Genomic DNA, 24,396 nt, shown 5'->3' with positions numbered 1-24,396 from the left:
CAAGGCGCAGCACAATTGGCGCCTGACATGGACAGCCTCGATCTCATCAAGACCTTTCGCGAAGTCGCCGCCCACGGCAGCTTCTCCCGAGCCGCCAGCAAGCTCGACATGTCCAAGGCGACGGTCAGCAAATACGTGGCCGAACTCGAAACCCGCTTCGGCGTGCGCCTGCTCAACCGTTCGACCCGCTCGGTGAGCCTGACCGATGCCGGTGCGCTGCTGCTCGAGCGCAGCAAGCCGGTGATGGAGATGGTGGAGCTCACGCAGGCCGAGCTGCAGGAGCATGCGAGCCGGCCCACGGGCCGCTTGCGCATCTCGGCGCCGCACGGCATGGGACAGGGCGACCTGCCCAAGCTGCTGGCCCAGTTCATGGGCTACTACCCCGAGGTGAGCCTCAGCCTGCACCTGAGCAATCGCACGGTCGACATGGCCGAGGAGGCGATCGACCTGGCGCTGCGCTTCGGACCGATCGCGGACGACAACCTCATCGTGCGCAAGCTCACGCCCGTGAAGCTGGTGGTGTGCGCCTCGCCGCGCTACTGGAAGAACCACGGCATGCCAACCCGGCCGGCCGATCTGTCGCAGCACGAGGCGCTGACCCACTCGAAGCTCGGCCCGCATCCGCGGTGGCGCTTCGAGGTCGACGGCCGGCCGCTGGACGTGCCGGTCAAGAGCCGCATGGATTCGACCGAGGGCGGGCCGCTGATCCAGGTCGCGCTGCTGGGTTTCGGCGTGCTCTACCTGCCTGCCCTGCTGGTGCAGCCGCACATCGACCACGGCGAACTGGTGCCGGCGCTGCAGGACTTCGTGCGCAACGACATGTGGCTCTCGGCCGCCTACCTGCAGCGGCGCCACAACAGCGCGGCGCTGCGCGCGCTGCTGGACTTCCTGCAGACGCGCATCGGCGCAAAAAGCGCGCCCGGCCGCGCCTAATCCCCGAGCAGCTCGCCAATCGGCTGCAGGTCTTCCACCCGGTCGCAGATGGCCTTCACGACCATCATGATCGGGATGCCGAGCAAGAGGCCCCAGATGCCCCAGAGCCAGCCCCAGAAGATCACGCCGACGAACACAGCCACCGGGTTCATGCGGCTGGTGCGGCTGGTGAGCCAGGGCACCAGCAGGTTGCCCACCAGCGTGTGGATCAGGAGCGAGACGCCGCCGACCACGAGTGACATCTGGATGCTGTTGAACTGGAGAAAGGCCACCAGGCCCGCCGCCGCCATCACGATGACCGAGCCGAGATAGGGGATGAGATTGGTCACCCCCGCCACGATGCCCCACACCGCAGCGTTGTCGACGCCGAGGGCCCAGAACGCGAGGCCGGTGGCGACGCCGACCACGGCGCTGGTGAAGATCTGCACCAGCAGGTAGCGCTCGATGTGCTGCGTGATGTCGTCGAGCACGTTCACCGTGATTCTTTTCTTCTGCAGGCTGGGCCCGGTGATCTTCACCAGCTTGCGGCGGAAGGTGTCGCCCGAGCCGAGCGCGAAGAAGGTCAGGAAGGCGACCAGCGTGAGCTGCCCGACGGCGGCGATCAGCCCCACCGTGCCGCTCCAGAGGTAGTCGCGCACGTTGAAGGTCGGCCGCTCGATGACCACGCGCGCCACGCCCTTGCGCGCTGCGACCTTGGCCGAGTTCTCCTCGGCGGCCTGTTCGAGCTGCGCCGCGGCCCTCTGTACCGTGTCGAGCGCGCTGGGGTCGGTGCTTCTGCCGCCGCGCACGGCCAGGCGCAGCTTCTGGGCGGCCACCGGCAGCGTATCGAGCAACTCGGAGGCGCTGCCGGAGAGCGAATAGCCGGTCCAGCCCACCCCGCCGCCGAGCCCGAGCAGGATCAGGGCCGCGCCGATCCAGCGCGAGATCTTCCAGCGTTCGAGCCAGCCGACCAGCGGCGCCAGCGCGTAGGTCAGCAGCAGGCTCAGCATCAGCGGAACGAACACGGCCTTGGCCCAGTGCAGCGTGAACACGCCGGCCAGCACCGCGAGCACCACCAGCGCGGCGCTGCGCACGTCGACCGGCATGTGCAACAGCACGCGCTCCGGTTCGGGGGCGGGGGGCTCTGCCGGCGGCTCGGCCTCCTTCTTCTGTTCGGCTTCCTTCTTCTGCTCGGCTTCGTCGTTCATCGTGGATCCTTGAGCGCCTCGCGCACCGCCGACAGCTGGCGCCGCGACACCACCACCGGCTCCGGAATGCCGTCGAGCCGGAGCGCCCAGCCCTCGGCATCCTCGCCGTCGTCGTATTTCTCGAGCGCCCGGATCGCCGCGCGCGCCACCAGCGCATTGCGGTGCACGCGCACGAAGCGCGCCGGATAACGCTCCTCGAATTCGGCCAGCGAGCCGTCATAGATGTGGCTGCGCGTCGGCGTGCGCACCGTGAGGTACTTGAACTCGGACTTGAGGTAGAGCACCTCGGACATCGGCACGCGCTCGGTGCGCCCGCGGTCCTGGATCAGCAGCACCTCCTGCGGTGCCTCGGTGGCCGCGCCGCGCCGCTCCTTCAGGTAGCGCTCGGCCTTCTGCAGCGCCTGCTGCAGCCGTTCAGCGCGCACCGGCTTGGTCAGGTAGTCGACCGCTTCCAGCTCGAAGGCGGTGACCGCATGCGCCGCATGGGCCGTGACGAACACCACCGCCGGCGCACCGGCGCGCTGTCTCAGGCTGCGTGCGAGCTCGAGGCCGTCGATGCCGGGCATGTGGATGTCGAGCAGCACGAGATCGAATCGGGTGTCCGCCAGTTGTTCCAGCGCGCCGGCGCCGTGCGCGGCCTCTGCCACAACCTCCGCCGCCGGCGACTTGCAGTCGGCCAGCAGCGTGCGCAGCCGCGACCGGGCGAGGGTTTCATCATCGACGATCAAGGTGCGGAGAGCGCTCATGACTTCAGGCTTCGGCAGGAATGGCAATGCGCACACGGTAGCTCTTCTGGTCCATCCCGGCGCTGAACTGCGCCTGCATATCGTGTAGGAGGCGCAGCCGGTCGCGCACGTTGGCCAGCGCGATGCCGTGCCCGCGCGGCAGGGGTTCGTCGGCCCAGCGCAGCGGCGGCAGGCTGTTGACCACTTCGATCACCGCCATGCCGCCACGACGCTCGGTGCGGATGCGGATCTTGGCACCGGCCGGACTCGGCTCGACGCCGTGCTTGACCGCGTTCTCGACCAGCGGCTGCAGCAGGAGCGGCGGCAGGCGCGCGGTGTTGGCTGCCGGGTCGATGTCCCAGCGGATGCGCAGCCGCTCGCCGAAGCGCACCTGCTCGATCGCGAGGTAGCGTTCGGCCAGCGCGATCTCGTCGGCCAGCGTGACCGACTCGCCCGGATCGGCCAGCGCCTGGCGGAACAGCTCGCTCAGGTCTTCCAGCATGGTCTCGGCCTTGGCCGGCTCCTCGCGCACCAGCGCGATGGCGCTGTTGAGGGTGTTGAAAAGAAAATGCGGCCGGATGCGCGACTGCAGTTCTTCGAGCCGCGCCGTCATGGCCGCCGGCGTCTGGCCGCGCGCGCGCAACACCAGCGCGGCCATCACCAGCGCGGCGAACATCGCGCCGGCCAGGGCGCTCGCGAGCCAGGGCGCGCTGCCGAGCACGCCCGTCAGCCGCAGCAGGCCACAGCCGTAGAGCGCAGAGAGCGCACCCAGCAAGGCGCCGGCGACGTACTGTGCCGCGCGCGGCAGGCGGCCGAGCAGCTTCTTGAGCCAGCAGGCCGCGAGCAGCCACAAGAGCGTGGCCGGCAAGGCGCCGCCGGTCACCGTGGCCATCAGCACCAGCCACTCGGCGGGCGCCGGCGAGACGAACAAGGTCGCGACGGCGACCACGGCTTCGACGAACATCACGGTGCGCAGCACCACCCCGATCTGGCAGGCGTCGAACAGCGCAACCCTCGCACGCGCAGGCCCGCGAGCGCGGGCAGGAGCCGGCGTCGAAGGGGTGGCCGATAAAATCGTCGGGTTGCGCATCAGAGCTGAAACATTCGGGTGCAAACCCATTATTGCCTCCCACCCCGATTCACCCCCATGACCTCCAACCAACTCGACAAGAAATCCGAAGCCTGGTCCGCCCTGTTCTCCGAACCGATGAGCGACCTGGTGAAGCGCTACACCGCCAGCGTCTTCTTCGACAAACGGCTGTGGCAGGCCGACATCGAGGGCTCGCTGGCGCATGCGGGCATGCTGGCCAAGCAGGGCATCATCGGCGCCGAGGACCACGCGGCCATCCAGGACGGGATGGCGCAGATCCGCGCCGAGATCGAATCCGGCACCTTCGACTGGAAGCTCGACCTCGAGGACGTGCACCTCAACATCGAGGCGCGGCTCACGCAGCTGGTGGGCGATGCCGGCAAGCGCCTGCACACCGGCCGCAGCCGCAACGACCAGGTCGCCACCGACGTGCGGCTCTGGCTGCGCGGCGAGATCGACCTGATTGCGGAGCTCTTGACCGCGTTGCAGAAATCGCTGGTCGCCATCGCGGAGAAAAATGCCGACGTGATCCTGCCCGGCTTCACCCACCTGCAGGTGGCGCAGCCGGTGAGCTTCGGCCACCACATGCTGGCCTATGTGGAAATGTTCGCGCGCGATGCCGAGCGCATGGCCGACGTGCGCCGCCGCGTCAACCGCCTGCCGCTGGGCGCCGCCGCGCTGGCCGGCACCAGCTACCCGCTCGACCGCGAGGCCGTGGCCCGCGCGCTCGGCATGGACGAGGTCTGCCAGAACAGCCTGGACGCGGTGAGCGACCGCGACTTCGCGATCGAATTCACCGCCGCCGCCTCGCTCGCGATGGTGCACATCAGCCGCCTGAGCGAAGAGCTGGTGCTCTGGATGAGCCAGGCCTTCGGCTTCATCGACATCGCCGACCGCTTCTGCACCGGCAGTTCGATCATGCCGCAGAAGAAGAATCCGGACGTGCCCGAGCTCGCGCGCGGCAAGACCGGCCGCGTGGTCGGCCACCTGATGGGGCTGATCACGCTCATGAAGGGCCAGCCCCTGGCCTACAACAAGGACAACCAGGAAGACAAGGAGCCGCTGTTCGACACCGTCGACACGCTCAAGGACACGCTGCGCATCTTCGCGGAGATGGTGGGCGGCATCACGGTGAAGCCCGAGACCATGGAGAACGCGGCCTTGCGCGGCTATGCGACCGCGACCGACCTGGCCGACTACCTGGTGAAGAAGGGCCTGCCCTTCCGCGACGCGCACGAAACCGTGGCCCATGCGGTCAAGGCGGCGATCTCGCACAAGGTCGACCTGTCGGAGCTGCCGCTGGCGGTGCTGCAGACCTTTAATCCGCAGATCGAGAAGGACGTCTACGACGTGCTGAGCCTGCGCGGTTCGCTGCATGCGCGCAACATCCTCGGCGGCACCGCACCCGCCCAGGTGCGCAAGCAGATCGCCCGGCATCGCGCCCGGCTCGGCTGAAGCCGTCCATGGGAAGCAGGCACGAATGCTGCAGTGCGGTATTTGTGCCCAGTTGTAAAAATGTAGTGCTAAAGTTGCATTGCATCCCGCCTGGGCCGCCTGCAATCTAGCGGGCCCCCGAATCGCACGAGAGCGTCTCCGAATCCCATGGAAAAACCCAACTGCGTCGTCGTCATCCTGACTTTCAATTCCGCCTCGATCATTCGGGAGACCGTGTCGCAGGCGAAGAAGCTGAGCCCACACGTCTACGTGGTCGATTCGCACTCGTCGGACAACACCGTCGCGATCCTCGAGGAGCTGGGCTGCACCGTGGTGCAGAGGCCTTTTTCCAACTACAGCGACCAGCGCAACTGGGCGATCTCGCAGGTCGAGGCCTCCTACGGCTGGCAACTGCACCTTGACGCCGATGAGGTGCTGGACGCGCAGGCGGTCGACGAGATCAAGGCCGTGCTCTCGGGCACGCCGCGCTTCGACGCCTACCTGCTGCGCCGGCGCGACTACTTCATGGGCAAGATGCTGCGCTTCTCGGGCGTCAATCCCTGGCACCTGCGGCTGTTCCGCTCGGGCACCGGGCGCTGCGAGTCGCGGCTCTACGACCAGCACTTCATCAGCTCGGCGACGCCCGGCCGCATCAGCGGCTTCATGCACGACAAGAATTCGGCCAGGCTCAGCGACTGGATCGCGAGCCACAACCGCTGGAGCGATGCCGAGGCCAAGGAAAAGCTCGGCCCCCGCTTGGGCGGCGACAACGTGCTGCAGCCGCGGCTCATGGGCGACGCCCGGGAACGCACGCGCTTCATCAAGGAGCTCTACTACAAGCTGCCGACCGGCCTGCGCTCGCTGAGCTATTTCGTCTACCGCTACATCTTCCGGCTTGGCTTTCTGGACGGCACCACCGGCTTCTATTTCGCTTTTTTTCAGGCATTGTGGTTCCGCATGCTGGTCGACGCGAAGATGTACGAGCAGCGCAGTACCCAGCTACCCCAGCGGCTCAACTGATTTTTCTTACGGAGTGATTTCGCAGCATGCGCCAATACAACGCTTCCAAGAAGATGCTCGTCACCGGCGGCGCCGGTTTCCTGGGCAGCCATTTGTGCGACCGGCTCATCGAGCAGGGTCACGACGTCCTGTGCGTCGACAACTTCTTCACCGGCACCAAGCGCAACATCGAGCATCTGCTCGACCATCCGCGCTTCGAGCTGATGCGGCATGACGTGACCTTTCCGCTCTACGTGGAAGTGGACGAGATCTTCAACCTCGCCTGCCCGGCCTCGCCGATCCACTACCAGCACGATCCGGTGCAGACCACCAAGACCAGCGTGCACGGCGCGATCAACATGCTGGGCCTGGCCAAGCGCGTGCGGGCCAAGATCCTGCAAGCCTCCACCAGCGAGGTCTACGGCGATCCCGAGATCCATCCGCAGGTCGAGGCCTACTGGGGCCGCGTGAACCCGATCGGCATCCGCAGCTGCTACGACGAAGGCAAGCGCTGCGCCGAAACCCTGTTCTTCGACTACCACCGCCAGCACAAGCTGCGCATCAAGGTCGTGCGCATCTTCAACACCTACGGCCCGCGCATGCACATGAACGATGGCCGCGTGGTGTCCAACTTCATCGTGCAGGCGTTGAAGGGCGAGGACATCACGATCTACGGCGACGGCCAGCAGACGCGCAGCTTCTGCTACGTCGACGACCTGGTCGAGGCGATGCTCAGGATGATGGTCACCGGCGACGAGGTGCCCGGCCCGATCAACATCGGCAACCCCGGCGAGTTCTCGATGCTGGAGCTGGCCAACAAGGTGATCGAGCTCACCGGCTCCAAGAGCAAGCTGGTGCGCATGCCGCTGCCGGCCGACGACCCGAAGCAGCGCCGCCCCGACATCTCGCTGGCGCAGAAGGAGCTCGGCGGCTGGGAGCCCAAGACCCAGCTCGAAGAGGGCTTGAAGAAGACCATCGCCTACTTCGACCAGATCCTCTCGGAATCCACAGCAGCTTGACCCCATGAACATCACCATCATCGGCACCGGCTACGTCGGTCTCGTCACCGGCGCCTGTTTGGCGGACATCGGCAACAACGTGTTCTGCCTCGACGTCGATCCGCGCAAGATCGCGACGCTCAACGAAGGCGGCATTCCGATCTACGAGCCGGGCCTCGGCGAGCTCGTCGAGTCGAACGTTGCGGCGAAGCGGCTCGCCTTCTCGACCGACATCGAGGCCTCGGTGGCGCATGGCGACATCCAGTTCATTGCCGTCGGCACGCCGCCCGACGAGGACGGCAGCGCCGACCTGCAGTACGTGCTGGCCGCGGCGCGCAACATCGGCAAGTACATGAACGGCTTCAAGGTCGTGGTCGACAAGTCGACGGTGCCGGTAGGTACGGCCGACAAGGTCACGGCCGTGATCCAGGAGGAGCTCGACAAGCGCGGCCGCTCCGACCTGCGTTTCTCGGTGGTGAGCAACCCCGAGTTCCTCAAGGAAGGCGCGGCGGTCGAGGACTTCATGCGGCCCGACCGCATCGTCATCGGCTACAGCGACGACGAGACCGGCCGCGAAGCGCTGGCCGAGATGCGCAAGCTCTACGCGCCCTTCAACCGCAACCACGAGCGCACGCGCGTGATGGACGTGAAGTCCGCCGAGTTCGCCAAGTACGCTGCCAACGCGATGCTCGCCACGCGCATCAGCTTCATGAACGAGCTGGCCAACCTGGCCGACCGCGTGGGCGCCGACATCGAGGCGGTGCGCCAGGGCATCGGCTCCGACCCGCGCATCGGCTACAGCTTTCTGTACGCGGGCACGGGTTACGGCGGCAGCTGCTTCCCCAAGGACATCCAGGCGCTGACGCGCATCGCGCGCGATAACGGCCAGGCGCTGCGCGTGCTCGAGTCGGTCGAGGCCGTCAACGACGAGCAGAAGCGCGTGCTGACCCGCAAGGTCCTGGAGCGCTTCGGCCCCGACCTCAGCGACCGGACCTTTGCGCTGTGGGGCCTGGCCTTCAAGCCCAACACCGACGACATGCGCGAGGCGCCGAGCCGCGTGGTGATCGACGCGCTGCTGCGCGCCGGCGCGCGCGTGGTGGCGCACGACCCGATCGCGGTCGACGAGACGCGGCGCGTGCTGAAGCTCGACTTCGCCGATGCGCCGGCGCTGCTCGAACGCATCAGCTTCTCGTCGGCCAAGGATCCGATGGAGGCCCTGGCCGGCACGGATGCGCTGATCATCGTCACCGAGTGGAAGGCTTATCGCAGTCCGAATCTCGAGCGGCTCAAGGCGCTGATGAAGTCGCCGGTGATCTTCGACGGCCGCAATCTCTACGAGCCCGGCACGATGAAGGAAGCAGGCGTCGTCTACCAGGGCATCGGGCGCAACAGCCTCTAGCGCCTTGTTCTACGCCATCCCGCTCGAGAGCCGGCCGACCTGGCGCAACCCGCCATGGATGACCGTGCTGCTGATCCTCGTGAACATGCTCGTGTTCTGGGGGCCGCAGCGCGCCGAAGACAAGGCGGAGCAACGCGCCGCGCAGTTCTACGTACAAAGCGTGCTGCCCAAGCTGGAGCTGCCGCCCTTCGTCGCCTGGCTGCAGGAAACCCGCTCGGCGAACGCGCCGGCGGCGCGGCGGCTGCTGGCCCGCGGCGAATTCGAGCCCCTGCTCGAAGGCCTGCAGCAGGAGAAAGTCTTCCTGAAGAAGCTGCACGGCGACGCGGTGATCACGCCCGCCCATCCACAGTACGCCCAGTGGAAGCGCGACCGGCAGCAGTACGAGGCCGAGCTGCCCGCTCCCTTCACCACGCGCTGGTCGCAGGACCACAACAAGGATGCCGCCTTCGAGCCCTGGACCTGGATCACCTCGGCCTTCCTGCACGGCAGCACCGGCCACCTGCTGGGCAACATGCTCTTTCTGTTCCTGTTCGGCTTCTCGGTCGAACTCGCACTGGGCCGCGGCCTCTACCTGAGCTTCTATCTGCTCGGTGCGGTCGGCGCGTCGGCGCTGGCGGCCTGGGCCTATGCGGGCAAGGGCAGCTATGGCCTCGGCGCATCGGGCGCGGTGTCGGCGCTGATGGGCATGTACGCGGTGATGTACCGGCTGCGGCGCATCCGCTTCTTCTACCAGCTCTTCTTCTACTTCAACTACGTCACCGCGCCGGCGCTGATCCTGCTACCCGCATGGATCGCCAACGAGCTGCTGCAGCACTTCGTCGGCGGCCAGGGCATCGCCTACATGGCGCACCTGGGCGGTCTGCTGACGGGTGCCCTGCTGATGGCCGCGGCGATGCGCTGGCGCCGGCTTCAACTGCCCGAGGCGCCGGCTTCGAAAACACCGGACGCCTTTGCACAGCACGTCGCGTCGGCACGCCGTCTCGCAGGCGAGATGAAATTCGAAGCGGCCTGTGCCGAATGGCGCGCGGCCGCGCAACTCCAGCCCGACGACGCCGACACCCTGCGCGCCTGGTTCAACACCGCGAAGCTCTGGCCCGCCGGCGACGACTTCCATCGCGCGGCGCACCGCATCTTCCGGCTCAAGCCGCAGGACCCTGCCACGCTGGAACTGCAGCATGCGAGCTACAAGACCTACCTCGACCACGCCAAACCCGGCGCGCGCCTCAAGCCCGACGACATGGCGCGGCTCGCGCGGCGCTTCACGCGCGCTCAGCAGTTCACCGATGCCGAGCGGCTGTGCCAGGCGCTGCTGAAGACTGCGCCCGAGCATCCGGACCTGGCCGACACGCTTTCGCTCTGCGCCAACGGGCTGATGCAGGCCGGGCGGCGCGAGCAGGCGCTCGGCTGGCTGCCGCACCTGCTGCGGCTGGCGCCCGAGGACATGGTGACGCGGATGCTGCAGAAGGGCTGACTTTTTTCCCCTCTCCCTCTGGGGGAGGGAGCAAGACCTCTCAACCCTGCGGCACCTCCCGCAGCAGCCAGCGCACCTCCTGCGTCTGCTCGCTCTCGGGATAGCGCGCTTCCAGCGTCGTCAGGATCGGCTGCGCCATGTCGCGCCGGTTGAGCCCCTGCACCAGCACGCGCGCGGCCAGCTCGTAGGCCTGCGGAATCGCGGTATGCCCGCGAAAGCGCTTGTCGAAGCCGGACAGCAGCGCCAGCGACGCCTTCGCCTCGCCGTTGCGCCACTCGGCGCGCGCCAGCGCCATCGTGCCCAGCGGGTCCTCGAGCACGAAGGCAGGATCCTTCTCGCGGCAGGCCTTGTAGACCTTGAGCGCCTCCGAGGCGAGATCGCGCGCCAGCAGCATCGCGATCAGCCGCCGCCCATGGTCCAGCAGCGTGGCCGTCTTGTCCGGCGCCAGCAGCAGGATGCGGTGGTAGCGGCGCTGCGCGACCAGATCCTCCGGCTGCGTGCGCTGCTCTTCGTAGGCCAGCGCCAGCGCGCCGACGATGTCGCCGTCGGTCACCATCTGCGCCACCAGCGAGTCGGTGATCTGCTGGGCGACCTGCGCCGGCGTGCGCGTGTCGAGCGCATGGTCGTCGGCGCCGGCTCCCGGCAGCAGGTCGATGCCGAGCGCCGCATGGTTCTGGTACATCACATAGCCCAGCAGGCTGGCCATGACCCAGCTGAAATAGATCATCACGAAGTTGATGGCCGGCAGCGCGAACCAGCCGCTCATCACCGGCAGCAGCATGACGATCGCGATCTGCGCGCCGGAGTTCAGCAGGAACAGGAACACGCACAGCAGCGCGTAAGGCCAGCCGACCGCGCGCATCGTCTCCCACACATAACCCGGATTCAGCGCCTGCCAGAAGCTGCCCGACTGCACCAGCACCATCGTGGTCGCAGGCAGCGTGAACGAGAGCACGAACAGCGCGACGTAGCCCAGCACCTGGCTCCAGGCGCCGACGAAGCCGGCCACGACGCCCTGCAGCACCAGCAACGCGAACAGCTTCCAGGGCAGGTTCGTCCACTCGTCCTCGAGGTTGCGCGGGAAATCGCTGGCGCGCACGATGCCGCGCGCGCCGAGCGCCATCACCTTGAAGCCGTAGCGGCTGGCCGCCAGCACGATGCCGAGCTCCACCAGCAGCAGGACCAGCGCCTGCGGCAGGAAGAACACCACGTGAAACAGCAGGCTGCTGAGCGCCAGCAGCGCCGCATAGCCGAGCGGCTGGAGCTGGAAGGGAAAGGCGAAGAAAGTGTTCAGGCGGTGCCAGAACGGGCGAGGCGCAGGGCTTGTTTGCTCTTGCATGGGCGCTCCAACAAGGGAGCGCCCAGTATATGTTTCGTGTTGTTGCCAACCGCCTACATCGCACGATAGAAGATGTAGTCGGCCTGGTACTTGACCACCTGCTTCTGGCCCAACGACGACGCGCCACAGGCCATGGCCGGCGCCACGCCGCCCTGCGTGGCGACACGCTGGATGTAGCTCACGCCCTGCATCGCGCCGCTGCCCATCGCCGGGTTGGCCTTCACGAGCTGGAAGGGAATGTTGCCGGTGCCGTTGGGCGCGACGGCGACTTGCGTGCCTGTGAGCCTGGAGCCGTCCATGCTCTCCCAGGTGGCCGGCGGGCCGTAGTACTTGCCGACCTGCTTGCCGCCGCGGTCCATCAGCTTGGCGTCGGGGCCGACGAAGACCCATTCGTGCTGGCCGGGGGCGTTGGCCTTGACGCGGCATTCGTAGCTGATGTCGCCGGCGCCGACCGTTTCCATCGCGACCTGGTGCCCGGTCGGCACCTTGACGCTATCGGGCAGGCTGGCTTGCGAGAACATCATGGGCCTGTTCATGCCCATGCCGGAACAAGCGGCGAGGCTGGCGGCGGCCGCGAGGGCGCAGAGGCTGCGGATGGTCATGGTCGATTCCTTTGGTCTGAGGGTGATGAGGGAGGGGAAGCTCATCCGCTCATACGCGGCATCGGCGCTGCTGGATTCAGCCCGCCTTGAATCCGTCGGGTTGCCGCGGCCGTATCGTCCCTATGACAACCGATGCTCCACAATCCGCGCATGAGTGCACCCAGCCCCGACGCCGAACTGATGGCACTGATCGACCGCATCGGCCGGCGCGACGAAGCGGCGCTGCGCCTGCTCTACGACCGCACCGCGCCCAAGCTCTTCGGCCTGGCGATGCGCGTCGTGCGGCAGCGCGAGTGGGCCGAGGACGTGCTGCAGGAATCCTTCCTGACCATCTGGCGCGTGGCCGGCGACTACCGCAGCTCGCTGAGCCCGCCGCTGGCCTGGCTGGGCCTGATCGTGCGCAGCCGCTCGCTCGACCTGCTGCGCCGCCGCACCGCCGACCGTGCCCAGCTGACCCAGGAATTCGACGAGCTGATGGCCGACACCCTCGAGTCCGATGCGCCGAACCCGATGGACGCCGCGGACGCCAGCGAGCAGGCCTGGGCGCTGCACCAGTGCCTGAGCCAACTCGAAGGCCGGCAGCGCGAGGTGCTGAGCCTGGCCTATCTGCGCGACCTCAGCCACGGCGAACTGGCCGAGCAATTGAAGCTGCCGTTGGGCACCGTCAAGACCTGGATCCGGCGCGGCCTGGAGAAACTTCGCACCTGCATGCACCGGTTCGCATGAAGAAGACAGCCGCAGCACCATGAACCTGCCCGCCAACCCTCAACTGCTCGACCTGCTGGCCGCGAGCCATGCGCTCGGCACCCTGCGCGGCGGCGCCCGCCGGCGCTTCGAAGCCATCGCGCGCGAACAGGCGCTGGTGCGCGCCGCCGCGCTGGTCTGGCAAGGCCGGCTCGCCAGCATGGCCGAGCTGCAAAAGCCGGTGGTGCCCGATGCCGCCGTCTGGACCCGCATCCGCAACCTGATCGACGCCGAGCAAGAGCAGCAGGCCATCGCACGCCAGCGCGCCGTGCCGGCCACGCCCGAAGCGGCGCCGCCCAAGGCCGGCTGGCTGCGCAGCCTGGCGCTCTGGCGCGGCGCGGCGGCGGCCGGCGCACTCGCCACCGTGATGGCCGTCCTGGTCGGCGTGAACCTCAGCGAACAGCTGCGCAACGCGCCGGCCGTGCAGTACGTCGCCGTGCTGTCGGACGACCAGGCGGCGCCCTCCATGCTGGTGACCTTCGACCCCAAGAACCGCCAGCTGGTCTTGCAACGCGTCGGCGCCTACCGCGAAGGCGAAGACAAGTCGCTGCAACTGTGGGCCCTGCCCCCCGGCGGCGCGCCGCGATCGCTCGGCGTGCTCGGCCGCGACGCGGCGCTCAAGCTGACGGCGCAGGAAGCCGACGTGCGCTCCGTACCGGCGCTGGCCATCAGCCTCGAACCCAAGGGCGGCGTGCCCAGCGAGCGCGGGCCGACGGGGCCGGTGCTCTTCAAGGGGCCGCTGATCGAGAAGACGCTTTGACGATGACTCTTGTTGTTGCCGCAACCCGCTTCGCCCTTCTTCTTCCGCTCGCACTGCTGTTGCTGCTGACGGCGCTCCCATCGCAGGCGCAGCCCACCGCCACGGACACGGCGCCCTCGCAGGCCTACCTTGCCGCCCAAAGCCGCTGGCAGAGCGAGCTCGCCGCTTTCGCCCGTGCCGACAAGCAGAACCCGCCCGGCGAAGGCGGCGTGCTCTTCGTCGGCAGCTCCACCATCCGTTTCTGGACCCGGCTCGCGCAGGACTTCCCGCAATTGCCGGTGGTCATCAACCGCGGCTTCGGCGGCTCGACCATGGCCGACTGCAGCTACTTCGCCCGCGAACTCGTGGTGCGCTACAAGCCCCGCCACGTACTGGTCTACGCCGGCGACAACGACCTGGCCGAGGGCCACTCGCCGCTGCAGATACTGGAGAGCTTTGCCCGCTTCGCCAACGCCGTGCGCGCCGAACTGCCGGACACGCGCATCAGCTACATCTCGATCAAGCCCAGCCCCTCGCGCGAGAAGCTACTGCCGCAGATGCGCGAGACCAACGACATCATCGGGGCGTATTTGAATCGGCTGCCGAACAGCGAATCCATCGATATCTATACGCCGATGCTCGGTGCTGACGGAAGGCCGCGCGCGGAGTTGTTCCGCGGGGACATGCTGCATCTCAATGACGAGGGGTACAGGTTGTGGCGGTCGGTGATTGCGGGGCACCTGCCCGCGGCGGCCTCTGCTGTTGTGCCCTAGTCCGATTGCTCCAGCAGGAAAGTGGCGCTCACCCTGGTGCGAGACAGTCCTCGATCACTTCCGCAGGCAGCACAGGAACCGGCGCATCCGGCCCCGTGGCATCCGTCACGGCCAGACCGCATGCAGCATTGCCGCTCCAGATGAATTCCAGGGTGACGGTGTTGCCGGCAGCAATGGTGCCGCCGCTGGTGATGGTGGTGTTGACGTCGGCGCAGATGGCGCCCGAGGTGTTGGTCAGCGTACCGGTGCTGATGGCGATGTTCTGGCCCTCGATGCCCTGCTCGGTGCCCTGCGTATGCCGCTGACGACTTCGTTGAGGATGATGTGCGCGGGCCCGGTCGCCAGGTAGGGATTCCCTTGGACGAAGCCGCCCAATTGCGTCTGCACATCGGTGCGGCTGTTGTTGAGGATCGTGCCGCCGCGCTGGACGTCGAACTGGTTGAAGAGATTGCGCGAGACGCCGGCCGCGGAGGGGGTCTGGATGTTAATCAGGGGTACGCCGTTGGGCGCGACCAGCACCGTGGGCCGCAGGTGGCCTGGTACGTTGGGTGCTCCAACGATCTGGGCCGATGCAGGCGCCGCCGCGAGCAGCGCCACCACGATCGGCGCCCCACCCGCCCTGCGTGCAGTCTCCTGCACGACCACCCTCAGCCCGCGCGCGGCATTGAAGACCACGCGATGGAATCGCTTGTTCATTGTTGTTCCGTCCCTGAAAGAGCGCAGCCGGATCCGGCTGCGCTTCCTTCACGCGCCGGAACAGGCGCGATTCTGGGTTGGGACTGCCCGAGGGAATCTGATCAATTGTCGCGGCGCCACCTTAGCGCCGAAGTGCCGAGCCGCGATGGCCTCAGCTCACTGCCCGCCTGTGATACGCGCACTCACCTCCGCGTACTTGGCCTGCCCCGCCACCAGCACCACGGTAGCGCTCTGCTGGCTGGTCATGCGCAGGCCGCGCCCGCCCAGGTTGATTTCTTCTATGACATCCGCCTCCAGGCTTGCGCTCTTGCCGTCGGCTGCGATGGCGATGGAGCGCAGGTTCACGCTGGTGCTCACCTCCACGTTGGCAGGCATGGCCGCGTAGCCTAGCTTCAGGTGCTCGCACCACTGCGGCTTATCGAAGCGCTTGATGTCCGAACCCGTGAAGCGCACCTCCACGAGGCGGATCTTTGCGTCGTCGGTGAGCTGGCTGCACAAGGCAGTGGCATCACGCTGCGCGGCCGCGCGTGCACCCGCACTGGTGAGGCTTTGGATCATGGGCTCGTCGAGCTTGCTGGGCACGCGCGGCGAACAGGCCACGAGCGCGAGCATGGCCAACAGGTAGCCGCCGGCCCGCAGCGGTCTTGCGTTCAGTTCGATGGTCATATTTCTCCTCCCCGCGATGTTGTCGCGAACCGGCGCACGGCTCGGCCCGTCCCACGCGCGTGCCGAAATTTCCATCGACTTGCGTGAACTAATGCTCAGTCCGGCCAGACGGTGGGAGCGTCGTCGTTCTTGTCCCGGGCCCGGGCCCGGCGCCCCAGCCAGAGCGCGGTGCGTGCAACTGCGTAGAGCCAGCCGAACACCGCCACCAGCAGCAGCACATCGCCCCACCAAGGCCGCGCCGTCTGACTGTCGCCATAGAAGGCCAGCACCAGCAGCACCGCCACCAGGTGCGCGCAGAACACCGGCAGCGATGCCGAGCCCATGGCTTCGAGCCGGCGCATTCGCGGGATGCGCCGCATGAACGCCGGCCCGAAGCGCACTGCGAGGATGCCGAGCACCACGAGGTTGACGATGCGCAGCGGCCCGAGCTGCCACTTGTCGAACAGCAGGTTCATCTGCTCGTCGCCGCCGAAGGGCGCCTGGCCATTGATACCGTGGTGCCGCCACCAGAAGCCGTACAACGCTGCCGCCGCGGCCAGCGCCACCAGCCAATTCGGGAACCGGAACGGCTTCGCATCGGGCGCGTTGCGGCTCGCCCCCATCCACAGCCCCGCGAACCACAGGAACTGCCAGGCGAAGGCATTGAAGGCGCCCATCTCGTGGAAGGGCACGGGCAGGCCGAGATAGCGCACCGCCAGCTCATAGAGCCGCTCGCTCAGCCCGAACTGCGCCAGCGCCCACAGCGTCGCGCTGGCGACCACCACGCCGGTCCAGCCGTGGCGCAGCGCGAAGGCCAGCACCCACGGGCTCATCAGCATGAAGAAGATGTACATCGGCAGGATGTCGAGCAAGGCCGGCTCGTACACCAGCAGCAGCGAGAAGACGAAGGCTTCGGACGGATCCGCGAGGTAGTAGGAGAGCAGGTTCTTCACAGCCGGCTGGTCGATGCGCGTGCCGACCGTGCCGATGATGGTGAAGAGGAACAACAGCGTCGCCGCCTGCGCCATGTAGACCTTGAGCGCGCGCCGCCAGAAGGCGCGGCGCATCGAATCGACGCCCTGCCGCTGCCCGATGCGCGTGTAGACCAGCCCGGCGACGAAGGCCGACAGCAGGACGAAGCCCTCGGCCGCCGAGACGAAGCCGAAGGGCTGCCCCAGCGGATCGGTGAAGCGCGTCGGCAGGTGGGTGACCGTCATCAGCACGAGCATCAAGCCGCGCAGCGCATCGATTTCCCAGTAGCGATTCATCGGAGGGGTGCCGGGCGTCATTGCTCGGCGGTCAGGCAGGTGGATTCGCTACGGCGCCAGCTTGCGGATCGCGTCGATCACGACCTGGCTGTAGTTCTGCCATGTGTAGCTGGCCGCATGCTGCATCGCCGCCTCTTTCATCGCGGGAAGCTCTTGCCGGTTCTGGTTGAACCAGGCGAGCTTCTCGGCGATCTTCTCGGGCGAGCGGATGGGCACCAGGAAGCCGGTCTTGCCCTCGATCACGAGATCCTCGCCGCCGGTGTTGGGCGTGATGACGACCGGCAAGCCCTGGCTCATCGCCTCCTGCATCACCAGCGCGCGCCCTTCGTAGAGCGAGGGCAGGCAGAAAACGTCGCAGCTGCGCATCAGCTTCAGCACCTCGGCATGCGGGCGGCCCTTCTCGTGCGTGAAGCCCGGGTACTGGCTGCGGTAGAAGGCCAGGTCGTTGAGCAGGGAGCCCATGACGACGAGCTCGATGTTCTCGCCCTTGAGCAGCTGCATGGCCTGGAACAGGTCGGCCAGGCCCTTGCGCTGGCCCATGGAGCCCACGAAGAGCACGCGCAGCGGCCGCGACGGATCGGGCGCCTCTCGCGAGGGCGTGCCGGTCGTTGCCGGCGAGCCGAAGGGCGACAGCACCTTGGCCTTCTGCGCGGCCCAGGAGGGCAGCGAGTCGGCCACGAAGCGGCTGGGCACCACTACCAGGTCGGCCAACGCCAGCTCCTGCGCCTTGCGCTCCAGCTTGGCCGGCGAGTCGGACATGCCGCCGCCCATGGCGCCGGCCCAGGCCGGCAGGCGCTGCAGTTCATCCTCCATCAGCCGGCGACCTACTTCCCAGAAGGAAATGGGCAGGTCGTAGACGCATTTCAGGTCCAGCGCTTTCGCAGCCTTGAAAGTGTCGAGGGCGGAGTCCTCGTAGGTGTAGACGGCGCCCAGGCCGTGCTGCCGGTGCACCCCCGGCAAGACCCCGGCGGTGAAGCGATCGAAATCCTGCAGCACGCCGTCGATCGAGGCAAAGCCATTTTCGTGGCGCAGCGGATAGCTCCAGCCGACCTTGTTGCACAGGGCCCGCGCTACCTCGCGCCAGGGGTGCTGGAGGATTTTCTCGCGCGGCACCTTGAAGCGCCGCCGCAGCAGGTCGCGGCTCAGCCCCTCGGGCACCAGCTTCAGTGCAAAGCTGTCCGGCGATACGGCGAGCGTGGTCGAGAAGCGGGCCAGCATGCCGGCTGTTTCCAAGCCATCGAGCATTGCGCGCACATTCTGGTTGCCTGCAGGGTGGCTCAACAACAGTTTCATATCGATCGATCATAGTGGAGGCCTATGGCGTGCCAGGGGCGAACGCGCCGAGTTGCGCTACGCTCGCGCCCCGAAGGAGAAGTCTGTTGAAAACGAGAACGACAACGCGTGCCCTCGCGGCCGCCGCACTGGCCTTTATCTCTCTCGGCGCCCATGCGCTGCAGATCACCAGCCTCACGCCGCAGGGCGAGGTGGCGCGCATCCGGCAGGTGGTGGCCAAGTTCGACCAGGCGGCCGTCAACTTCGGCGACCCCAAGGCACCCGCCCCGCTGGCCGTGAGCTGCACCGACGCGCAGGCGGCCAAGGGCACCGGTCGCTGGGCCGGCGAGAAGCAGTGGGTGTACGACTTCGAGAACGACCTGCCGCCCGGCGTGCGCTGCACGGTGACACGGGTGAGTTCGTTCAAGTCGGCTTCCGGCGCCGACCTCACCGGCCCGGAGCGCTACCAGTTCAACAGCGGCGGCCCCTTCGTGCGCAACCACCAGCCGAGCTACGGCAAGATCGACGAAGAGCAGCAGTTCATGCTCGAACTCAACGGGCCGGCCACGCTCGAGAGCGTGCGCGAGAACGTCTGGTGCCAGGCCGACGGCGTCGGCGAGCGCATTCCGGTCAAGCTCGTCGAGGGCGAGCAGCGCACTGCCCTGCTCAAGGCCTTCAGCCGCGACAAGGAAGCCGAGAAGACGCCGCTGCACTTCGTCACGCTGCAGTGCAATCGCACGCTGACGCCGGGCGGCCGCGTGCAACTGGTCTACGGCAAGGGCGTCGCCACGCCCTCGGGCGTGCTCAACAACATCGAGCGGCGGCTCAGCTTCCAGGTGCGCGAGCCCTTCGCCGTGTCCTTCAGCTGCGAGCGCGAGAGCGCGCAGTCGGCCTGCCTGCCGCTCAAGCCGATGGTGCTGCAGTTCAATGCGCCGGTGTCGCGCAAGCTGGCGGCGCAGATCACGCTCAAAGGCGGCGGCAAGACGATCAAGCCGAAGTTCGACGACGAGAACGCCGCCGAGGATGCGGTGGTCGACTCGGTGAGCTTCCCACCGCCTTTCGCCGAGCAGACGCCCTTCACGATCGAGCTGCCGGCGAAGTTCGTGGATGCCTCGGGCCGCGCGCTGGCCTCGCCCGACAGCTTTCCGCTCAAGGTCGCGACCGGCGCCATGCCGCCGCTGGCCAAGTTCGCCGCCTCGCCTTTCGGCGTGGTCGAGCGCCTGGCCGAGCCCGGCGGCGCGGCGCTGATGCCGGTGACGGTGCGGCGCGTCGAGCCCGCGCTGCAGGTGCAGGCGCTCACCCCGGGCAAGGTCAGCGACATGAACCCGAAGACCGACGCCGAGATCATCGCGTGGTTCCGCAAGGTCCGGCGCTATGACAGCAATTACACGATCGACCGCAAGGAGGCCGCGCGCGACGTGAAGGGTGCGCTGCCCAAGGTGATCGACAAGGACGAGCGCGAGCGCATCCAGACCCGCATGGTCTCGTTGCTCGGCGGCCAGGCCAACGTGAAGACGCTGGACATGCCCAAGGCCGAGGGCGGCGATCCGCGGCCCTTCGAGGTGATCGGCATCCCGCTCACGCCCGGCTTCCACGTGCTCGAGATCGCATCGCAAAAACTCGGCGACGCGCTGCTCGACGAGCGCTACGGCACCGGCCGCACGATGTACGTGCGCACCACGGCGCTGGCCACCAACCTCGCGGTGCACTTCAAGCTGGGGCGCGAGAACGCGGTGGCCTGGGTCACGACGCTGGACAAGGGCAAGGTGGTGGCCAACGCCGCCGTGCGCGTCTCGGACTGCACCGGCCGCGAGGTGGCCGCGGGCAGCACCGATGCGCGCGGGCTGGTGCAGCTCGCCGGCATCGCGCCGAACGCGCCGAGCTGCTCCACCGAAGACGACTACAGCGGCGACGCCTACTTCGTGAGCGCCCGCGCCAAGGACGACAAGGGCGTGGAAGACCTCGCCTTCACCTGGAGCGACTGGCAGCGCGGCATCGAGCCCTGGCGTTTCAACGTGCCGACCAGCCTGGAGCCGCAGCCCGACCGCGTCGCCCACACGGTGTTCGACCGCACGCTGCTGCGCGCCGGCGAAACCGTGTCGATGAAGCACCTGATCCGCACCCAGACCAGCAAAGGCTTCGGGCTGCCGCAGACCCTGCCGGACACGCTGGTCGTGACGCATGTGGGCAGCGGCCAGCAGTACACCCAGCCGCTCAAGTGGCGCAAGACCGCGACCGGCGGGCAGAGCGGCGAGAACACTTTCGCGATTCCGTCCGCGGCCAAACTCGGCGTCTACCAGGTCGAGCTCAAGAGCGGCAAGGAAGGCACGGACGGCGACCAAGGCGGCATGCGCAGCTCCAGCACCGGCCAGTTCCGCGTCGAGGAGTTCCGCCTGCCAGTGCTCGAAGGCCGCATCGCGCCCAGCGAGAAGAAACCGCTGGTGGCCGCGACTTCGCTGCCCACCGAGGTGCAGATCAACTACGTGGCCGGCGGCGCCGCGGCCAACCTGCCGGTGCGCGTGTCGGCGGCGGTGCGAGCCAAAAGCCTCTCGTTCGCCGACTTCGACGCCTTCAGCTTCTCGCCGCCGCGCAAGGATGGCCTCATCGCGGTCGACGCCGACGAATCCGATTCGGCCGCACAGGACCTGCGGGTGATCGCCGACAAGCTGCCGCTCACGCTCAGCAAGGACGGCGCCGGCAAGCTCACGATCGAGAAGATTCCCGTTGCCAAGGCCACGCCGCGCGAGCTGCTGCTCGAAGCCACCTACTCCGACCCCAACGGCGAGGTGCAGACCTTGCGCAGCGTGCAGACGCTGTGGCCCGCGGCCGTGATCGCCGGCATCAAGACCGAGGGCTGGGTCTCGACCAGCCAGAAGCTCAAGTTCCAGGCGCTGGCGCTTGGACTGAGCGGAAAGCCGCAGGAAGGCGTGACGCTCAACGTGCGTGCCATCGCGCGCATCACCACCACCAGCCGCAAGCGCATGGTGGGCGGCTTCTACACCTATGACAACAAGACCGAGGTCAAGGAGATCGGCACCGTGTGCAGCGGCAAGAGCGATGCGCGCGGCCTGTTGCTGTGCGAGGCCGAGCTCAAGGAAGCCGGCCAGGTCGAACTGATCGCCAGCGCCACCGACAAAGACGGCCGCGACAGCCGCGCCGCGAGCTCGGTCTACGTCACGAAGCAGGGCGAGCTCTGGTTCGGCGGCGAGGACCACGACCGCATCGACGTGCTGCCCGAGAAGAAGAGCTACCAGCCCGGCGAGACGGCCAAGTTCCAGGTGCGCAGCCCCTTCCGCTTTGCGACTGCGCTGGTGTCGGTGGAGCGCGAGGGCGTGATCGAGACGCAGGTGGTGCAGCTCAACGGCCAGGATCCGACGGTGAGCCTGCGGGTCAAGCCCGAGTGGGGGCCCAACGCCTACGTGAGCGTGCTCGCGCTGCGCGGCCGGCTGCGCGAAGTGCCGTGGTACAGCTTCTTCACCTGGGGCTTCAAGGCGCCGCGCGAATGGTGGACCGCCTTCTGGTACGAGGGCAAGGAGTACGTGGCGCCGACCGCGCTGGTCGACCTGAGCAAGCCGGCCTACCGGCTGGGCCTGGCCGAGATCCGCGTCGGCACGCAGGCGCATCAGATCGAGGTCAAGGTGTCGAGCGACAAGCCCAGCTATCCGGTGCGCGGCAAGGCGCTGGTCACCATCTCGGCCAAGCTGCCCGACGGCAAGCCAGCCGCCGGCGCCGAGGTGGCGCTGGCCGCGGTCGACCAGGCGCTGCTGGAACTGATGCCCAACGACAGCTGGAAGCTGCTCGAAGCCATGCTGCAGCGGCGCAGCTGGGGCGTGAGCACCTCGACGGCGCAGATGGAAATCGTCGGCCGTCGGCACTACGGCCGCAAGGCCGTGCCCGCGGGCGGCGGCGGCGGCAAGGGCCAGACGCGCGAGCTGCTCGACACCCTGCTCTTGTGGAACCCGGCGGTGGTGCTCGACGCCAACGGACAGGCCACGGTGACGGTGCCGCTCAACGACGCGCTGACCACCTTCAAGATCGTCGCGGTGGCCGACGCGGGCACCGGCCTGTTCGGCACCGGCCAGACCTCGATCCAGGCCACGCAGGACCTGCAGATCGTCAGCGGCCTGCCGCCGCTGGTGCGCGAGGACGACCAGTTCCGCGCCCAGATCACGCTGCGCAATACGACGCAGAAGGCGATGAAGGTCGAAGCCACGCCGCGTGCCACGCTCCTCAAGCTGGAGGCGCAGACGGTCGATATCCCGCCCGGCGAGGCGCGCGAGCTCGCATGGAGCGTGACCGCGCCCGCGCAGCTCGCGCAGACGCGCGCCGAGGCGCTGCTGTGGGAGATCGAGGCCAAGGACACGATCGGCGGCGCGCGCGATGCGCTCAAGCTGCGCCAGCGCATCGTGCCGGGCGTGCCGCTGACGGTGCAGCAGGCCACGCTGGTGCAGCTCGACGGGCCCTTCACGCTCGACGTGGCGCCGCCCGCCGACGCCCTGCCCGGCCGCGGCGGCTTGAAGCTTTCCCTGCAGCCCCGGCTGGCCGAAGGCCTGACGGGCGTGCGCGACTGGTTCGCCGCCTACCCCTATGCCTGCCTGGAGCAGAAGACCAGCAAGTCCATCGGCCTGCGCGACGGCAAGGCCTGGCAGACGGTGGTGGCGCAGCTGCCGAGCTACCTCGACAGCGACGGCCTGGCCAACTACTTCCCGCCGCGCGACGGTGAAGCCAACCGCGGCAGCGACATCCTGACGGCCTACCTGCTCGCGGCCACGCATGAAGCGGCGGCGCTCGATCCGGCCTTCGCGCTGCCCGATACGGCGCGCGCGCCCATGGAGCAGGGCCTGATCGCCTTCGTCGAAGGCAGGATCCAGCGCGAGTTCTGGAGCCCGCAGAAGGACCTCGACGTGCGCAAGCTCGCCGCACTGGAAGCGCTCTCGCGCTACGGCAAGGCGCAGGGCCGCATGGCCGGCAGCATCACCATCGCGCCCAACCAGTGGCCGACCAGCGCCGTCATCGACTGGCTCAACATCCTCAAGCGCGTGCAAGACGTGCCGCAGCGCCAGCAGCGCATGGCCGAGGCGGACAACGTGCTCAAGGCGCGCCTGTCTTATCAAGGGACCAAGCTGGTCTTCAGCACCGAGCGCGAGGACTACTGGTGGTGGCTGATGACCAACGGCGACGTCAACACCGCACGCCTGCTGCTCACCGTGCTGGACGATCCGGCCTGGAAGGACGACATCGGCAAGCTGGCCACCGGCTTCATCGGCCGCCAGCAGAACGGCGCGTGGCACACCACCACCGCCAACCTGTGGGGCGGGCTGGCGCTGGAAAAATTCTCGAAGCAGTTCGAAAGCGCGCCGGTCGCGGGCATCACCGCGGCCAACCTCGGCGCCATCAAGGCCCAGGTGGACTGGCGCAAGGTCGAGCGCATCAAGACCAGCGACGCCGGCGGCGCGCCGAACCAGACCACGGCCTTCGGCGCCCCCGCCTCGCCGGGCAACCTGCGCAACAACGCCATGTTCCTGCCCTGGCCGGCATCGAACGCGGCGCGCGACACTTTGCTGGTCACGCAGTCCGGCAGCGGCAAGCCCTGGCTCACGCTGCAGTCCATCGCTGCCGTGCAGCTCAAGGCGCCTTTCGCGGCCGGCTATGCGATCAAGAAGACCATCACCCCGGTCGAGCAGGCCGTGCAGGGCATCTACACGCGCGGCGACGTGCTGCGCGTGAGCCTGGAAGTCAACGCCAGCGCCGACATGACCTGGGTCGCGATCACCGACCCGATCCCCGGCGGCGCCACCATCCTCGGCGGCGGCCTGGGCCGCGATTCGCAGATCGCGACGCAGGGCGAGAAGCGCTCCGGCGCCGGCTGGCCGGCTTTCGAGGAACGCAGCTTCGAGGCCTTCCGCAGCTACTACCAGCACCTGCCGAAGGGGGTGGTGAAGATGGAGTACACGGTTCGCCTGAACAACGTCGGGGACTTTGCGCTGCCGCCGAGCCGGGTCGAGGCCTTGTATGCGCCGGAGATGTTCGGGGAGGTGCCGAATGGGCGGGTGAAGGTGGAGGCGGCGAAGTGAAGAGTGGC

The 24,396-nt window shown here is 67.9% G+C and carries 19 protein-coding genes; 10 read left to right on the top strand and 9 right to left on the bottom strand.

Annotation, left to right across the window (positions count from 1 at the left end):
• Window positions 1-27 precede the first annotated feature (27 nt).
• Window positions 28-933: a LysR family transcriptional regulator gene (locus tag ACSQ86_RS07165; protein ID WP_436308662.1), complete on the top strand. Its 906-nt coding sequence runs from the start codon at window positions 28-30 to the stop codon at window positions 931-933.
• On the opposite strand, the gene ACSQ86_RS07160 is transcribed toward ACSQ86_RS07165, so the two are convergent.
• From ACSQ86_RS07160 to ACSQ86_RS07150, 3 genes are read right to left on the bottom strand one after another with little or no spacing between them, the layout of a single operon-like run.
• Window positions 930-2,120 carry an AI-2E family transporter gene (locus tag ACSQ86_RS07160; RefSeq protein ID WP_436308661.1) on the bottom strand — a complete coding sequence of 397 codons (1,191 nt, stop codon included), beginning with the start codon at window positions 2,118-2,120 and terminating at the stop codon, window positions 930-932. The genes ACSQ86_RS07165 and ACSQ86_RS07160 overlap by 4 nt on opposite strands.
• Window positions 2,117-2,866 carry a LytR/AlgR family response regulator transcription factor gene (locus ACSQ86_RS07155; protein ID WP_093106685.1) on the bottom strand — a complete coding sequence of 250 codons (750 nt, stop codon included), beginning with the start codon at window positions 2,864-2,866 and terminating at the stop codon, window positions 2,117-2,119. Before ACSQ86_RS07155 ends, ACSQ86_RS07160 begins: the two co-directional genes overlap by 4 nt.
• 4 nt (window positions 2,867-2,870) lie before the next feature.
• Window positions 2,871-3,935 (bottom strand): sensor histidine kinase, encoded by a 1,065-nt coding sequence (locus ACSQ86_RS07150; RefSeq protein ID WP_244503858.1) that lies wholly within the window; start codon window positions 3,933-3,935, stop codon window positions 2,871-2,873.
• A 57-nt stretch (window positions 3,936-3,992) separates the two neighbouring features.
• On the opposite strand from ACSQ86_RS07150, the gene argH reads away from it, so the two are divergent.
• The 5 genes from argH (at window position 3,993) to ACSQ86_RS07125 (ending at window position 10,236) form a co-directional block, all read left to right on the top strand.
• Entirely contained in the window at window positions 3,993-5,390 is a 1,398-nt protein-coding gene (gene argH, locus ACSQ86_RS07145; RefSeq protein ID WP_093106691.1) for an argininosuccinate lyase, read from the top strand.
• 147 nt (window positions 5,391-5,537) lie between these two features.
• A complete protein-coding gene (locus tag ACSQ86_RS07140) occupies window positions 5,538-6,389 on the top strand; it encodes a glycosyltransferase family 2 protein (protein WP_436308660.1) in 852 nt (283 codons plus the stop codon).
• Window positions 6,390-6,415: 26 nt separating this feature from the next.
• Window positions 6,416-7,387 carry a UDP-glucuronic acid decarboxylase family protein gene (locus tag ACSQ86_RS07135; RefSeq protein WP_093106697.1) on the top strand — a complete coding sequence of 324 codons (972 nt, stop codon included), beginning with the start codon at window positions 6,416-6,418 and terminating at the stop codon, window positions 7,385-7,387.
• Between the two features lie 4 nt (window positions 7,388-7,391).
• Window positions 7,392-8,765, top strand: coding sequence for a UDP-glucose dehydrogenase family protein (locus tag ACSQ86_RS07130; RefSeq protein WP_093106700.1), 1,374 nt, complete (start codon window positions 7,392-7,394; stop codon window positions 8,763-8,765).
• Between the two features lie 4 nt (window positions 8,766-8,769).
• On the top strand, window positions 8,770-10,236 hold the full coding sequence (locus ACSQ86_RS07125) for a rhomboid family intramembrane serine protease (protein WP_436292577.1): 1,467 nt from the start codon (window positions 8,770-8,772) through the stop codon (window positions 10,234-10,236).
• 40 nt (window positions 10,237-10,276) lie between these two features.
• Here the strand turns inward: ACSQ86_RS07125 and ACSQ86_RS07120 are convergent, their stop codons facing one another.
• Both ACSQ86_RS07120 and ACSQ86_RS07115 read right to left on the bottom strand, forming a co-directional pair.
• Window positions 10,277-11,575, bottom strand: coding sequence for a hypothetical protein (locus ACSQ86_RS07120; RefSeq protein WP_436303134.1), 1,299 nt, complete (start codon window positions 11,573-11,575; stop codon window positions 10,277-10,279).
• A 53-nt stretch (window positions 11,576-11,628) separates the two neighbouring features.
• Window positions 11,629-12,177, bottom strand: coding sequence for a DUF3455 domain-containing protein (locus ACSQ86_RS07115; protein ID WP_436303133.1), 549 nt, complete (start codon window positions 12,175-12,177; stop codon window positions 11,629-11,631).
• Between the two features lie 150 nt (window positions 12,178-12,327).
• Between ACSQ86_RS07115 and ACSQ86_RS07110 the strand changes: the two genes are divergently transcribed.
• From ACSQ86_RS07110 to ACSQ86_RS07100, 3 genes are read left to right on the top strand one after another with little or no spacing between them, the layout of a single operon-like run.
• Window positions 12,328-12,903 carry an RNA polymerase sigma factor gene (locus ACSQ86_RS07110; RefSeq protein ID WP_436303132.1) on the top strand — a complete coding sequence of 192 codons (576 nt, stop codon included), beginning with the start codon at window positions 12,328-12,330 and terminating at the stop codon, window positions 12,901-12,903.
• Between the two features lie 19 nt (window positions 12,904-12,922).
• Window positions 12,923-13,681 (top strand): anti-sigma factor, encoded by a 759-nt coding sequence (locus ACSQ86_RS07105; protein ID WP_436303131.1) that lies wholly within the window; start codon window positions 12,923-12,925, stop codon window positions 13,679-13,681.
• Window positions 13,682-13,683: 2 nt separating this feature from the next.
• On the top strand, window positions 13,684-14,433 hold the full coding sequence (locus ACSQ86_RS07100) for an SGNH/GDSL hydrolase family protein (RefSeq protein ID WP_436303130.1): 750 nt from the start codon (window positions 13,684-13,686) through the stop codon (window positions 14,431-14,433).
• 234 nt (window positions 14,434-14,667) lie between these two features.
• Here the strand turns inward: ACSQ86_RS07100 and ACSQ86_RS07095 are convergent, their stop codons facing one another.
• From ACSQ86_RS07095 to ACSQ86_RS07080, 4 genes are all read right to left on the bottom strand, one after another.
• Window positions 14,668-15,129: a two-partner secretion domain-containing protein gene (locus ACSQ86_RS07095; RefSeq protein ID WP_436303128.1), complete on the bottom strand. Its 462-nt coding sequence runs from the start codon at window positions 15,127-15,129 to the stop codon at window positions 14,668-14,670.
• A 156-nt stretch (window positions 15,130-15,285) separates the two neighbouring features.
• Window positions 15,286-15,795 carry a nuclear transport factor 2 family protein gene (locus ACSQ86_RS07090; protein WP_093106725.1) on the bottom strand — a complete coding sequence of 170 codons (510 nt, stop codon included), beginning with the start codon at window positions 15,793-15,795 and terminating at the stop codon, window positions 15,286-15,288.
• Window positions 15,796-15,890: 95 nt separating this feature from the next.
• A complete protein-coding gene (opgC, locus tag ACSQ86_RS07085) occupies window positions 15,891-17,042 on the bottom strand; it encodes an OpgC domain-containing protein (RefSeq protein WP_436303127.1) in 1,152 nt (383 codons plus the stop codon).
• A 48-nt stretch (window positions 17,043-17,090) separates the two neighbouring features.
• On the bottom strand, window positions 17,091-18,335 hold the full coding sequence (locus ACSQ86_RS07080; RefSeq protein ID WP_436303126.1) for a glycosyltransferase family 4 protein: 1,245 nt from the start codon (window positions 18,333-18,335) through the stop codon (window positions 17,091-17,093).
• Window positions 18,336-18,421: 86 nt separating this feature from the next.
• On the opposite strand from ACSQ86_RS07080, the gene ACSQ86_RS07075 reads away from it, so the two are divergent.
• Complete coding sequence (locus tag ACSQ86_RS07075; protein ID WP_436308659.1) at window positions 18,422-24,388, top strand: alpha-2-macroglobulin family protein; 5,967 nt, start codon at window positions 18,422-18,424, stop codon at window positions 24,386-24,388.
• The last annotated feature ends 8 nt before the right edge of the window (window positions 24,389-24,396 follow it).

It is taken from the genome of Variovorax sp. LjRoot130, from assembly GCF_964253755.1.
Taxonomy (GTDB): Bacteria; Pseudomonadota; Gammaproteobacteria; order Burkholderiales; family Burkholderiaceae_C; genus Variovorax.
The sequence above is the reverse complement of the archived record's forward strand: the minus strand, read 5'-3'. Positions and strand labels throughout refer to the sequence as shown.